Genomic DNA, 14983 nt, shown 5'->3' on the forward strand with positions numbered 1-14983 from the left:
CGAAATAGTTTCGCAATGATAATGAATCCTATTACGAATGCGAGATCTTCTTTGCGCGAAGGGTTCAAATTTGTTTTATGAATGGATTTTTGAGGATTCATATTTAGTGTAAATATGATTATTTAATTTAAATTTCGCCCCCTTTTGGTCGATAACTCTTTTAAGGCAATTCGCATTTTATGCGGTGCCACATCGTTTTGTCGCTCTATCACCCAAGGGATCACTATGTCAGTCAGGCGTTTTTCATTGCTCGTTTTTGGTCTGTTACTCTCTATCTTCCTTATCAGCTCCGCGTCTAACCTCTGGTCGCTTACCCGCAGTAACGACTCGCTGGATAACGTAAACAAAGAGATCCGCGTGGTGCTGTCGGTCATCGATCCGATTAACCATAGCCGTACCCTGCGCGTACGCCTGATGGAGGCGATGATTAACGCCTCGCTGGGCGATAGCCAGAAAACCCAGGCCTCCCTTGAGAGCGCCAATGAGGTGATGCAAAAAGCCTCGTCGGCGTTTAATAACTATCTCGCCGCGCCGCGCGTTGCCGGTGAAGATGCGCTTGCTACGCCGTATCGCCGGGCCTGGCAGAACTATGTTGATAACGGTTTACGTCCGCTGATGGATGCCGCGAAAAACAACGACACCGCGCGCTTTAACCAGCTGGTCAGCACTACCATTCCTCAGTTAGATCGTCAGTTTGAGATCACCCTTGATAACCTGCTGGCGTTCCGTGAAAAGTATGCCCAGCAGCTGAACAATGAGGCGCAGAGCCGCTTCGTTAACAGCATGGTGACCATCGGCGTCTTTGCGCTGCTGTTTACGCTGATCATTGTGGGCATCTTTATCCTGCTGCGTCGTCGTGTGCTGTCGCCGCTGGATGCCGCGCGCCTGCACTGCCAGAAAATGGCGGCGGGCGAACTGAATCTGCCGGTGGTTTCCAGCTCCAAAGATGAGATCGGCGGCATGATGAGCGCGCTGGAGCAGATGCGTCTCTCGCTGGTGCAGATCATCTCTCAGGTGCGTAACTCCAGCCAGAGCGTGGCTTACGCCGCAGAAGAGATCGCCGCGGGTAACACCGATCTGTCGGCGCGTACCGAAGAGCAGGCCGCCTCGCTGGGGCAGACCGCTGCCAGCATGGAAGAGCTGACCTCAACCGTGAAACACACCTCTGAAAACACCCAGCAGGCCAACAGCCTGGCGGGGAATATGCGCAGCGCGGCGCAAGAGGGGAATGCGATTGTTGAAGAAGCTGTGGTGTCGATGAAGGAGATCGAAACCAGCTCCGGCAAGATCGGCACCATTATCGGCATCATTGAAGATATTGCATTCCAGACCAACATCCTGGCCCTTAACGCCGCCGTTGAAGCGGCGCGCGCAGGCGAGCAGGGGCGTGGTTTTGCCGTGGTGGCAACCGAGGTGCGTAACCTCGCGCAGCGCTCCTCCGTGGCGGCGAAAGAGATCAAAGAGCTTATTGAACTCTCTGGTCGTCAGGTGCTGGTGGGCAGCGATCGCGTTACCAGCGCAGGCGAGAGCATGCAGCGTATTATCAACTCGGTGAAGCAGGTTTCTGAACTGATGTCGGAGATCGCGCTCTCCACCGGCGAGCAGAGCCGTGGGATCGATCAGATCAACCTCGCGGTGGCGCAGATGGATACCGTGACCCAGCAGAACGCCGCGCTGGTTGAAGAAGCCTCTGCCGCAGCCTACTCGCTGAAAGAGCAGTCTCAGCTGCTGGAAGAGGCGGTAGCGGTGTTTAAGCTCAGCTAATCAGGCGCAGCCGTTAACTTGAGGCCAGCCATGCTATGTGGCTGGCCTTTTTTATGTGCTTTTAATATTTTCTGGCAATTAATTTAGGTCCGTAATTTAAAATTTCATCTAACGCATCAATATAAAAAATAATCTGAATTTTAGTTTTCTGCTTATTCCCTCTGCGCAGCGGTGACAAGATTTGTTGATAATCCTGCGCTGTTATTTGTGAGAGGGAATAAATGAATAAGTATCTTTTATTATCAATGGCTTTTTTTCTTACCGGTTGTCCTGGGCCTGGCGACAGATTTACACCGCGCACTGCCACAAAGGTCATTTTAAAAGGCAATAGCGTTTGCGCATTATCAATCATGAAATCGGGTGAAAAGTTGACGGCTGTAGAGATCTATAGCAGTAAAGATGAACCTGTTTTTATTCAGTTTAACGATAAACCCCTCTCTGTTCCGGACGGTCATTGTTTACCGCTATTTGATGCCACCTTTAAATATGGCAACGAATATACCGTGGCCTGGGATATTCATACCCCGCAAGGATTGCATATGATCACCGCCCAATTTACCCTCTCCACCGATAGCGCAGGGCATCTTTCAGTGAGCGATACCTCAATCCGCTAACTAGCTTTCAAGATATTTATCCACCAGATTCGCGGTATAGGTGCTGGCCATCAGAATATCCCAGCACCGCATGGCAAAGGTTTCATCATCAGGAATAGTTTCTCCGACGAGGGTGTTGAGTTCATTCTCTGTCACACTCAGCCCGCTTTTGTAATCGGGGTAATCTTTCATGAACTGCCCAACCGTTGTGTCGCCATTCGCCAGTTTTGCAACATCTTCAAGCGCATTGTCAAAACGACTGTTGGCAACAGTCACTCCCCTCGCCGGGGCTTTCCGTTGCAGACCCAGTAGCCTGACCCACAAATCGTGATTGCGGCTTTGCTGTTTTATCATTTTCTCTACGTCGATGGTTGGCAGGTCACCAGGGAGGTAAGTCCTGGCCCGGGTAAAGAAGCGCCTGGTATCACGCATTCTCTCGCTGAAGTAAAAAGGATACGCCGTTACTTTTTTGTTCAGGATATGCGCCAGAACCTTACCGGTGGGTAACGAGCCAAACGCGCCGAAGCAGGAGTTAAGCCTGATTTCTTTTATTTTCGACCAGTCCACTGTGGATGTTTCACGCAGCCCCAGGCCACGAATCACCTCTGCAAGTTCAGAGGCATCCATTGCATTAACGCTTGATGCAGCACCATGTGCTGTAATGATTAATTGATTGCCGTTGACGACAAAACTGGCGTCCTGTCCCAGCAGTGACTTCATGCGAAGATTAGTCAGTGAGACATTGCCTGCATAGACTTTGCGGTTTTTAAAAATCTCATCTGAGAACTGCTCTGCTTTGACAATAGCTTTATCGATTGGCAGACCCGCATCAAGGTGTCCGGGATTTACCATAAAAAACTCACCGTTACCCAGGCTGTACATGGCATGCCTTGTCGATGCTGCATCAGAGGTTTTATCAAAAATGATCAATTGTCCTTTGGGCACGTTTGCCAGCTGTTTTTTCTTAATCAGGACGGCATTCGTTAATAAGTTGTTTATGGGCTGATGAACAACGCCAGTGGTGGTAGTGGATAACAGGGGCGTTAATAGATCTTTCAAAGCCCTGGCCTGCTCTTCTGCCAGTTCCCCTGATTTGCTGAGGAATTCAGTGGTAGTGGTGGCGATATCGCTGCTGTTCGCTGCCGATAACGGGGCATCTTCTGCAAGAGATTTTAATGAAGGGGAGTCAAGCTGCAGCCCTTTCGGTCTGCCCGCGATAAGCTGCAAGTCTGGTAACTGCGCATTTCCCCTGCGCCTGAATGTCCCGTTCACAAACTCGCCAAGCTGTTCTGCGGTTAATATTCGTTTGCCCTCACCGAGGCTGCTGTTTAGTACGCTATTTTTTACCCCAGCGAAGCGGCCATTACCGAGGCTTACCATAATATGGATCGGGCGCGGTCCTTTGGCCGGTAAATTAGGATCAACCTCCATAAACATCAATATTTCGCCCTGCTTTACACTAAGCAGATTCTCATGGCTGTTGATTATGGTACTACTTGCAAAGAGATCATTAACGTTGCCTGGGGAGGAGGCGCTAGCGCGTTGGTATTTTGTTGCCTGACGTATGCCGGTACGTAGCGTTATGGCCGGGCCTTTACTTATAAGTTCGGCATTCTCAAGAAGAGTAACCGCATAATCCCAACTGATGTCGGATGCCTGGCTTGTTAGCCTGCTACGTCTTGCCGCCTCGCGTACAGGATTGGCCTGCTCAATGGTGTCGAATGCCATTTTTTTATTGGTGCTAGCGATGGCAGCAACATCATCGACACTTTTTTTAGGAAAATACCAGATAGGTCGCTTGAGGACCAATGCATTAGGCAGTTGGCTATTGGGCCCCCGCACGAGATAAGGGCTATAAGACCCGTAATCTATTTTTACCTTACGCAGTTCGTTCAGGGGATAATCAGCGTACTTTATAAGCTTTCTTTCGGACGTAATATTGGCATACTTTTGAGCCCACATCTCCTCGGGCATAATGATTGGTCCACTCAACTCTGGATAGAGTCCATTAAACTGGCCTGCAGTAATGTCAAAGGCGTAATCTCTACCCTTTTTTGTGCCGATAAGCACGAAATGATTGGTTGCTGAAGTATCCATGCCGTTAACAAAAAAAGCCATGCCCCGACACCTGATGTTTGTAAAATCCTTTTTTTTCATAAAAGTAGCCATGGTTGTAATAACAAGTTCACATTTTTCAGACGGGGATAATATGGCGCCACTTAATCCGCCGGTTTTTTTTATTTCTTCAAGATATGCCTCTGCATTAACATCTGGAGTGCTGATGATGTTTTCAAAGACTTTCTCCTCTTTTAAACCTTCCCTCATTGGTTGCTCACCCATAGTAACCAGTGGGTACTTTATTTCACCGCCACGTAACCCGCCATAATTTTTATTTATTACCCAGTTTCCATCTTCTAAAATAACCGGTTCACCATAACTAAAACGTCCCGGGTTATTAGGGTCAACAGTTCGCCAGGTGTGCGCATAATCATCCCAGCGTATTTGATAGAGATTGCCATCGGATGTAATAAAATACTTGCCATTTATTTTACTGTCTGTTGTTGAGGTATAAACGTCAACGCCGTGTACATGAGCCTTTGATAAATCATCCAATGAAATATTTGTGGTTATGTATTTAGCAGGAATGCTTCTACCTTTTAACGCTCCTTGCACATCAGTGTTAATGATATTGCTCAAGCCAGAGGTAAGTTTACTTTTAGAGAAAGAGATTTTTGATAAATCTGCTAAATTAACCGGTGAAACAAGATCGATGAGCGCATTGGCGCTGATTTTTGCCAGCCCCGATGCGTTGATGAAGCCTTGTTTTCCCATTTGTTTAATTACGTATTTTTGCAGTCCTTTTCCTACTAATCCAATTTTCCTTCCTTCGCCAATTATTTTGCCCATCCCTTTGGCATTTTTAAGCAATGCTGCACTTTTAGTTCCCGCCTGAGAAGCAACAAAGCAAATGCTCACGACATCAAGCATAATTGATGTGGCATCAACCTTGTGCTCTGGGTCGTTTATTGAACCACGTATCTCAGCATAAAAAGGAATAACTGCATCAGCTATTTGTTGAAATAGTGTCGGCTGGTATAACGCCGTTTTTCGATTAGTAGCGGAGCGCTTCAGAACATCATGAAAAGCTTTATTCAAGGTTTCTAATAGCGTCTCTTGTGGTTGCTCAGTATTAAGTGAAAAGTCATAGGTTAATCCATAATATGCGCGATCTTTAAAAGGAGTATCGTAAGTAATGCCATCGTTATCCTTGTATAAGGTGTTTTTTATTAAATCTTCGAACTCCTTTTTCTTTCTGGATTCAACGGTGCTGTATTTTCCAGCCTTTTTATTCTTATTGTCAGGGTCAAAGTTTTTAAGAAAGAAAGATTCGAGGAAAACAGACTCAACGCCGTGATAATGTGTTTTTTCAGGAGTAAGGGTGGCAATTGTCTTTAACCAGATATTTTCCATCATCTCTTTACGAGAGAACGTCCGGCTAAAAAGAGCGTCAGGAAAAAGAGAGAAGAAAACCCAGCGGCCATCTTCTAGTTCAATAAATAACATTCCGCCATCATGTTTATCATTAATGTCAGTTGACTGTAGTACGTTAAAATAGAAACGCTTTTTGACCCTGGATGTGATCTCATTTAAAGAGAGGTCGGATGAAAGAAGGAAGTTTTTGGTATTTTCACTGGCCTCGTAATCACTGTATTTTTCCTTGTAGGTGGCAAATTGCTGATAATACTCGCTATCAGAGTTGAAATAATTGCTACCTAACATATGTGCCAATGGTGTATACCCTTCTGGCATTTTCTTGATTTTCTTGAGTGGGTTCAATAAATAGGCATCAGCATAATAAATATCAATAACGTTATCTATATCTATCGTCCTCAGGGTGTTATAGTTACCGTTGTTTTTTAATAACCAGTAGAGCAAGGGTGGTAATAATTGATTCGCTTCGGAATTTTCATCGTCTGCATAGCTTTCCTGGTAAATTCTCTCTGCTTCTTTATTGCTCCATTCTATATCCTGATAGCTGTTTTTCAATGTCGGCAACCGAATAGATGATTGCTGGATTTTTTCTATTAACTCCTGGCTGAGAGTATGGCGTTCAATGAGTTGCGCAATCATTGTTTGTGAAATGCTCAATGTTTTTAATTTATCGAGTTCGAGTTGGGTATAAGCCTCTGTTGCTGAATTTCTTATGGCAATTTTCTGTAAGGTGAAATCAATTAGTAACTCTTCAGCTATGCTTACATCATCATTAAATCCTGCTGGTTTTTTCTTAACGGCAAGGGCTTTTTTCACATAGTCAATACTGATATTTACCAAACGATAATTTTTATTATAGTCGTCTATGACTTTTTGGTATTCAGCTTTCCGATCGAGTGTTTGTTTCCTCAAGGTACTGAGTTGTTTGATTCTGGTTTGATGCGTATTAATTGTTAACTTAAGGGCGTCTATGTTCTCCTGGGCTATTGGTTTATCAACTGATAACGGCCTCTCTAAAAGGAAATCAAGCCAGTAAGATATATCTTTCATACGGGCAGAGATAGCGGCGTATTGTTCTTTGATCTGTCGATCAATAGCCGCAATGCTGAGTTGGGCAATCTTTTTATTGGCCTCATCTGCCGCAACTTTAGCTTGTCGCGCGGCATATAAATATGAACTCTCTTCTTGCTCGCTTGTAAATTCTTCACGATATAAATTCAGTAGGTTTTGATTCCAGTTACGCTCTTCATTTTTATTACCCTTGTCAGGGTTGTAATAAGCAATGGATTTTTGCAGTTCTGAAACCTTATTACTTAATGAGATTATACTCATGAGAGCACCGCTGGTCGGCTTTTCATAGAGCCTATAAAAACCCTGCTCAAGTGTTTTCTGTAAGTTATATAATAAATTATCCAGCGACGTGAAATTATCTTTCCATAATATTGCATCTATTTTTTCTTGCGTTTCATTATCAAGCGTAGCATCCTGGATGCTTTTTAGAAGACTATCGAGATCGAATGCGTCTGATATCAACTCTTCATCAAAATAGTGCCATTGACTGTTCTCCCTAACGAGAACGAAAAATTTCTCAATGCCATCTGCGGTGACTGTTACGCCACCTACATTTGGTTTTACCCAACTGAAATGCCAGTAGCGGTTTTGCAGATAGATATAATATTCCCCCGTTTTATCTTGATATACCACTCCCTCTATCCCAGGTCCTGAACCAGCAGGGCGCACAGACGAATCAAGATCCCATTTTTTCATTTCGCCAATTAAATCTGTCGATAATGTATCAGGCACAATAGTGTTATCAATATCATACGCATTATCCTTGGTTTGCAATGGGACCCATGCGCCAAGGGCTTCATTATAATGTATGTTGAGATATTCACGCGTCCCGGCTTCATGTATTTTCCAGGTTTTCAGCTCTTCAGAGCCACGAAGGAGAATAGACGTGATATGCCAGTAATATCCGTTGGCCTGTATATAGTGCTGACCCGTAGACTTGTCCACGAACAATCCATTGTTTAATTTTTGTAATTTTTCGGAGGTGATTTTTGCGGCGTTATCAGTACTGAAAAATGCCTTAATATAATCTTCAATGCTAAAATTACCTACATTTTTTACAGGTAGTGGGCTTGTGTCAAATGTCGGTGCCGGTCCCCACTGTTGATTTACTTTTCTTATATTAAAGATTTTTTTCTGCTGAGCACCATTAGTGTTCACCGAGATAGATGCTGTCGCATTTCCTGTGAAAATTATCGGCCAGTAAAAACCATTAAGATAGATATAGTGTTTATGGCTTTCACTATCCGTGTAAATTTGAGCCTCTTTGCCACCAGCCATATTGTCATAATAAAAGGCGCTGTGCGCTGGCCAGCTTTTAACTTGTTTATAAAGCTCAGGTGTGGCTGTGCTGTTAGATAAATCTACTGACGAAGTCGCGTTTCCCCCGACCTGTTTGTCTGAATTCGTAACGGCTTTATCACCTTCATCTGCCGGGTTTTTAGGCTTAACAGGGAGGGCAGGGTAATTGTTTTTTGTGTTTTCATTTTCAGTTGCTATCCACGTATTATTCTTGAGATGAACCTCTATTTTTATTTCACTCTCATTTTTATAAGGGTTTAGAGTGATGACACCCTTCTGATTGCTTTTAAAATCAATGGGCCAGTATTTTTGATTTATATAAATATAAAAATTGCTGCCCGCATTATAAACTGCGCCTTCTTGTCCGTTTTTAAAGCTGGAATTTAAAAATCCACGCCCGGTAGTCAGATTTTCGACGATACCTTTCAAGCTACCGGAAACCTGAGAGGAGATAGCTTTATTATCATCCTTATCCGGTGTGGTATTCAGTGCTATGCCAGGTCGGGGAGCGCCGCTGCCTGGCGCAAACCTTTTTACCCGGCCGCTGCGGGATAATAACGGCACTTTTCTTTTATTTGTGGTGGTCTGGTCAGTGCTTGCTGCTGTAGAGGTTTCACGCTGTGACGTTGTTGTTTCAACCGCCTGGTCTTCACTGATATCTCTATCCCCGGCGATGGTGTCGTCAGCGGTTAATTCAGTTCCGGTCTCCTCTGTGGTTTCATCTGATTCTGAATCACTCTCCTCTTCCTCAATATCCGCCATGCTGAACTGCTGCAGCATGCGGTTAATTCTCTCGCGCCGCGCATGCACCGCCTGCTCCCAGGCTTTCTGCATCGCGCGCTCCGCGCTGGCCCTGACCACCGCGTTCACGCCGGCGTAACCGCCATACGCGAGCCCGAACCACAGCGCTTCCTGTGGCAGGCCGACAATCACTTTTTTGGTCAGCGCCCTGGCGTAGGTTTTTTTATCCTTTAGCAACTGGCTGCCGACGACGGTGGCGGCCACGCCATATCCACCCGCCGGGGATAAGGAGAGCGTCAGCCGGAAGGCCAGCTTCGACAGCTCCTGATGAAACAGCCGGTTTCTGACCCGCTCATTTGCCGGTCCTTCACCCAGCCGCACGCGGTTCATCGCCCTGAGGTTTTTGTTCAGCGTCCAGCCGGTTTTCGCACCGCGCAGGGCGATGCGCACGGGCAGGGAAACAGGCCCGGTCAGCAGTTTCATGCCGCCTGATATCGCCGCTGACAGCGCACCGGTGAGGATCTTCTTCTCCGCCCAGTGCTGAACATCTGCCGGGACAGTGCGGGTGCCCGCGAGGATCTCCTCCGCCGTCGGCGGGTAGACCGTTGTCCCTTCCGCGGAATGTTTTAACGCAATGGCGACGCGTTTCAGCAGGCTCTCTGCCTGCGGATCGTCAGGCCCGGCAAAGTGCTGACGCTGCCCGCTGAGCAGTTCCGTGAGTAATGTATCGAAGAGTTCATTTGCGCGGGTGCGTTCATCACCCGTGAGGCCTGCAAGGTAATCCTGCCTGAGTGTCTGCGCCCACTCCGCGATGCCGCGCGCCAGCATGCCGCTGCGGGAGAAGTTATCCGGCGCCTGGCCGGTGAGCTGAATGGCCTGGGTTTTGACCTGGCTTTTCAGGGTTTTCAGCGTCATCAGCCACTCACCGGCTTTCTCCTGCAGCGCTTTTCCGCCCTCATGCCCGTGGCCGCTCAGCCGCACGGCGGCGGCGTTCAGCTGACGGCCAATACCGGCCAGCTGTTCAGCGGCCTGGATCACCGTTTCATCCATACGCGCAATTGCTTCAGCGCTTCCCGGCGCCGGGCGGGACCGCAGCTCATCACTCAGCGCAAAGTAAAACTCGTTGAACCAGGTTGTTTCCGCAAGCCGGGTGAGGGGAGCGAGCAGGGCTTCCATCTGCCGGGCGGCATTGTCCGCGATCTGCTGCCAGTGGTCTTTCTCCAGGGCAAGCCGCCGGGAAACCAGTTCATCCATTAACGCTGATTCATGGGGATCGGCGATCTCCCGGCTGAGCAGCAGTTGCTGCTGTACCGCCTCCTGACGCACCCAGGCATAGCCCGGCAGGAGCCTGAGCCGCCGCTCTGCCTGCTGGATCTCATCAAGCAGAAGCAGGGCGGTGTTGCTGATGGCCTGGCGGGTGCCCTCGCTGACGGCAGGAACCCGATGCAGGGTATGTTTGGTTTTTGAGGCTGCCCGGCTGGCTTTGCTGGCGGAGGTTTTCGCCAGCCAGACGGAGGCCGCGCGCGCAGCACGACCCTTCTTCCTCCCCTTGTCCCAGACCACGTTTTTTATTCTCTCCGTTAACGCTCTCTTCTGTCCGGGCTGAGGATCGGCGGGGGCGGGTTCCGTACGCTGCTTCTCCTGTAAAAGATGCACGGCCACCGAGCCCAGCACATCCGCCAGCGGCACTATGCTGCCGGCAAGCCTGGCGCGCGCCGATTTGCCCTCTCGCGCCGCCCTGTTTACGGCGGCAATCAGCGGGTTCCCGGCAAGGGCATGCCCGGTGGGGGCATCATCCACAGCCCGCAGATAGCGGGCATACTGCTGGTAGCCCTGGCTCCAGTGCATAAGCTGCTCCGGGTGCATCTGCCCGCTGCCGGACTCCGCGAGCAGCATATCCAGCGCGGTGCGGCGTGCTTCCCGCGCGCCCTGAAGAAGGGTGTCTGCCCGGGTCTGCAAATGGGCCGCCAGCCGCTGGCGGGTCAGGCGGCTTTCCGCGGCCAGTGAGGCTTTCAGCAGGTCGAATTTTTTATACTCTGCGCTGAGCGCGTTGCTTTGCGCGAAAAGTAAACTGTCGAGAGTCTGGCGACTTTTCTCGCGCGCGGCGGCCTGGCTCTCCTGCGGGAAAAGTTGCTCAGCGGCGCGGGTAACCAGCTGCCCGCGTGCTTCGCGCGCCGTCTGCTCAGCTTCCTCCTCCCAGTTCAGCGTGCTGATTTTCCGGGTGGCGCTGAGGTCATCCAGCGCGGCGCGCAGGTGCTGAAGAACGTCGTCTGATGCCTGGAGCAGATCCGGGGAGAGCGCCGCTTCTGAGCTGAGCACGGCACTGAGCGTGTCAACAAATCGCCGGGCGGGTTGACGCAGCGCTTCAGGAATATTCAGCCGTTCATTGTGCAGAATATCCTGAAGCTTCTGCAGTGCGTTTCTGTCCGGGCTGACGGGGTTATAACCCTTCCCGTGAAATTCGATCAGCTGAGGCAGTTTTTTATTTAACGCCTCTTCAATGAAATCCCTCAGCTGTTGTTTTTTATTTTCATCAGGCGGGGGGCTGTTGCTTGCCCGGCCGCTTGGTGGCTGATGCGTAATATCCTCCGGGTCGAGGAAAAGCTCATAAATATCAGCGGCAAGCTGTGAATAATCATTTTTGAATGATGCCTCCGGCAGCGCCGTCTCAAAACGATCGGCCAGTTCGCTTGTGGTGTCGGGCATATTTTTAGGAAGAATATCGTAGTCGGACATGGTAAGCCCCTGATAATCATCATCTTGCGCCTGAAAGATGAAAGCGGTGGTCGCTCAAAAAGGTGGTGGAACGAACGGGGTACGAAGGTAATTTTTAAGCATCAGCAAAGGGAGGGGGGGCTTCAAGAGAAATGGTTTCTTTTCGGATGTTTCACGCGGTAAATATCCCAGCGGTAATGCAGGCGTGTCAGCAGCGGTTTCGGCTGGCGATCCCGCTGCTGGCGGGCATTATGCTGTTTTATCCGCCCGCAGTATTGCCAGATGAGCCTCAATGCGTTTAACAAGCGCGTCAACGCTGCCGTCATGGGCCAGCTCATGGAGTTGAACACTGAAACCGATCGCTTTGATGGCTTCATCTTGTGCAATCGTGACCGTACCGTCAGTTTTTGGATAACCGCGATAACTGTTCCACAGCGTGTAAGGGGAATCGTAGGTTCCGTTTTTACAGGCGGCGAAGAGGAAGATTTCAAGCAAGCTTGCTGCATTTTCTGGCGCGGTTTTCAATGCGCTGGCGAGCGGTTTTTCATCTTCGCCATACTGTTTGTTGCGCTGCTCCCAGGCCAGTTCGCTGTCCGTTACCAGGCGGAAATCAACAACGAAATCCTCGCTCCCCATTTTGCTGGCGGTCTGCTGGTGAGCGAAAACGAAGGAGGCATCCAGTAGCGGCAGAAAATCCCACTCCCAGCAGGTAAAAGGGTTGCTGTTACGCTGCGGCGGTGGGCTGAAGCTCCAGTGATCGCGGCGAAAAAACTCTGCCCCAAGGCGATAGGCGGTTTCATTGATGAGCGGCAGCATCTGCTGATAGTAGGCCGCACAAATCCGGTGCGCCTGGCGCACGACGCTAAATGGATCGGACATCAGGATTTTCCTTGTAAAGAGGGGAAGCCAGCCGACAGGTCGGCGTGATGAAGAGACGAAAGAAAGGGCTGCCACGGCAACAACGGCGCACGAATGCCATATAGTTCAAGGGCGCGCAGGCAATCGGCGACAATGCGTTGATCCTGCTCAGTCGGCCAGCCGCTGGCGGGGTGTTCCATTTTTGCGCGAACCTCGCGCCACTCTGCGCCGTAAAAAGTGACCTCTTTGAACAAGGCCTTCAGGTTATCAAACAGTAAGGTAGCCTCCCTGGGCAGGTTGCCGACCGCGAAAAAATGCAGTGCCTGTTGGGCCTCTTCACTGTTTTTCCACGCGTAGATCTCCTTACACCACTGCTGCTGATACTGCTGACCACCCTCGGGTGGTTTGACTTCCACCATCAGCGTGGCGTGTTCGAAGGTCAGGACAACATCGGGCTCGGCATACTCATCCTTTTCATTTATCCACGGCGCGACAGCGCTATCCAACACATCAGGAAAGGGATATTTGGGCCAGAACGTAAGGGATTCAAACTTTCCCCACGGGCCTGTATCGGTAGCGAGCAGGGAGGAGAGTAAAGCCTGTATGGCTTCTTGTGAGAGGTAGCTTATTCGCCCCCAGAATGCGGCGGTTAAGAGATCTTCATAGTTTTGAAATACCGACCGCCAGCTTTGCGCGGCCTTAGCGCTCACATCCACGCGCCGTGCTTTGCTGTTCAAAATGGCATGTAACATTGTGGTTCCTTTCACAAAGTAGTGAGATGTAATAAACGGCAGGAGATCCCTTTCCTTTAATCTCCTGCGTGAGCCATGCCATTCTGGTAGTTATCGATTCGGCAACTTTGCCTTACACTCTGCGGGTCACGACGTAAGGAGAAGAGGATGAGTGAGTACTGGTGGAAAGATCTGCATGACCGTCAGGATCGCTGGCAGGGGCTGGAACTGGTGGTGCGCGAAGGCAACGGTCAGGCGATGGAGATGCAGAGCGGCAACAACGGCCGCATGGCGCTGCAGGTCGATGGCGAACCCCTTTTCTGGGCGACGATGCTAAACGACCACTCCGGCGTCTGGCTGGTGTTTAACGCCGATCACCCCGGCCAGGATCTGCTGCTGCCTGCCATCAGTTCGGCGGACGTAGAAAGCGCTAAACGGGCGGGCGAAGAGAACTGGATCAGCCACTGGTGCCGCTACTTTGCCCGTGAATTGATGGAAGCGCCCGTTCCACTGTTGCCGCCGCGCCGCTGGCTGCTGCGCCCGATGCTGGCGGCAAAGCCGAAGGCACCCTATGTTTGTGACCGCAAAGTGCCGCGCGAAGAGTGGCGTTTTGAGACGCCCGACCACAGCACCTATATTGGCGTGAACTGGTCGCTCTACAGCGAAGATTTTCCCGATCTGCAAAATCCGGAGAAGGTGAAGTGGGTTGACTGGTGGTGGGGCGGTCATCTGCTGCTCAGCCGCTATCCGGTGGATGCCGAGTCCGGCCGCGTGAAGTGGTGGCGCAAGAAGTGCCGCGAAAACGCGCTGCCGCCAATTCTGGTGTGGTATATCGCCGGGCTGGCGTCGTTCGTCATCCTCGACGGCCACGACCGGTTACAGGCCGCGCTGGCAGAAGAGTATCAGCCGCAGTTCCTGGTGCTGAGCGAACTGAGTGAGCAGTCGTGGACGCCCAATGAAGCATCGCGTGAAAAAGTGCTGCGTTCGCTGGCTATCCAGCAGGAGAAGAGCAAGAAAATGCCGGCCAATATCGATGCGATGAACCAGTCACTGATGAACCTCTACGACACGCGTTATCTCTATGCCCCGACGCACAGCCGCGCGGTGCTCGGTGATGGCTCCGGCTGGGAGCGTCAGGTGAAAACCTATCTGCAACGCCACCAGCTTGATGCGTTTATCGAAAAGATTATGGCGCGCGAAGAGTAGGAAAAGAGCGGCGAGTCAAACTACGGTGCAGGATAAAAAATAATGATACACAAGCCCCACGCAGCCACCGCGTTAATCTTCCGCATAGTGAAGTGGGGCAGCCTGTTTGTGGTTTCACTCGCGCTGGTGCTCTTCTTTCTGCTCTGGCTGATGCTCTCCGGGCTGGGGGAAACGACGGTCTACACCGAGCGTAATCTTTGGGATTACAACACATTGACTGAAAAGGCGATTGCACAGGCTCCTCGTATCACCACGACGTATCATCTGGAATTTCATAATGGTGACGGTTATCCCTCCATCAACAGCATTATTTTCGAGAACGCCAGCAAAGAGAGCGTCGAGGCGCTGCGGCAGTACATTCAAACCCTCGGCTATGAGCGCGATCCGCATCCGATAACCAGTGCAGAAGAGTGGCGAAAACCCGGCGACCCTGCAGCAGATACCTTTTCACTCTATTACGATGCGCAAACCCGCCAGGCGACGGTAAGCATGATACTGCTACGTTAGTGAGTG

8 protein-coding genes are annotated in these 14983 nt (G+C 50.1%); 4 read left to right on the forward strand and 4 right to left on the reverse strand.

Features of this window, described 5'->3' with window-relative positions:
* Positions 1-225 precede the first annotated feature (225 nt).
* The gene (locus SOM48_RS08325; RefSeq protein WP_128483728.1) at positions 226-1764 is read left to right on the forward strand and encodes a methyl-accepting chemotaxis protein; all 1539 of its coding nucleotides are present in this window, start codon (positions 226-228) and stop codon (positions 1762-1764) included.
* A 61-nt stretch (positions 1765-1825) separates the two neighbouring features.
* On the opposite strand, the gene SOM48_RS08330 is transcribed toward SOM48_RS08325, so the two are convergent.
* Entirely contained in the window at positions 1826-2116 is a 291-nt protein-coding gene (locus SOM48_RS08330) for a hypothetical protein (protein WP_320511780.1), read from the reverse strand.
* Between SOM48_RS08330 and SOM48_RS08335 the strand changes: the two genes are divergently transcribed.
* Complete coding sequence (locus SOM48_RS08335) at positions 2010-2378, forward strand: putative T6SS immunity periplasmic lipoprotein (protein WP_341850044.1); 369 nt, start codon at positions 2010-2012, stop codon at positions 2376-2378. The two genes, SOM48_RS08330 and SOM48_RS08335, sit on opposite strands and share 107 nt — an antisense overlap.
* Here the strand turns inward: SOM48_RS08335 and SOM48_RS08340 are convergent, their stop codons facing one another.
* From SOM48_RS08340 to SOM48_RS08350, 3 genes are all read right to left on the reverse strand, one after another.
* On the reverse strand, positions 2379-11696 hold the full coding sequence (locus SOM48_RS08340; RefSeq protein WP_320511782.1) for a hypothetical protein: 9318 nt from the start codon (positions 11694-11696) through the stop codon (positions 2379-2381). It abuts the gene before it with no gap.
* A 228-nt stretch (positions 11697-11924) separates the two neighbouring features.
* Positions 11925-12554: a hypothetical protein gene (locus SOM48_RS08345; RefSeq protein ID WP_320511783.1), complete on the reverse strand. Its 630-nt coding sequence runs from the start codon at positions 12552-12554 to the stop codon at positions 11925-11927.
* Positions 12554-13285, reverse strand: coding sequence for a hypothetical protein (locus SOM48_RS08350; RefSeq protein ID WP_320511784.1), 732 nt, complete (start codon positions 13283-13285; stop codon positions 12554-12556). Before SOM48_RS08350 ends, SOM48_RS08345 begins: the two co-directional genes overlap by 1 nt.
* A 147-nt stretch (positions 13286-13432) precedes the next feature.
* Between SOM48_RS08350 and SOM48_RS08355 the strand changes: the two genes are divergently transcribed.
* Together SOM48_RS08355 and SOM48_RS08360 are read left to right on the forward strand one after the other, a co-directional pair.
* Positions 13433-14470 (forward strand): hypothetical protein, encoded by a 1038-nt coding sequence (locus tag SOM48_RS08355; protein WP_320511785.1) that lies wholly within the window; start codon positions 13433-13435, stop codon positions 14468-14470.
* Positions 14471-14512: 42 nt separating this feature from the next.
* A complete protein-coding gene (locus tag SOM48_RS08360; protein ID WP_313354264.1) occupies positions 14513-14977 on the forward strand; it encodes a hypothetical protein in 465 nt (154 codons plus the stop codon).
* Positions 14978-14983 lie beyond the last annotated feature (6 nt).

Source organism: Kosakonia sp. CFBP8986 (genome assembly GCF_034044935.1).
GTDB classification, from domain to species: domain Bacteria; phylum Pseudomonadota; class Gammaproteobacteria; order Enterobacterales; family Enterobacteriaceae; genus Kosakonia; species Kosakonia cowanii.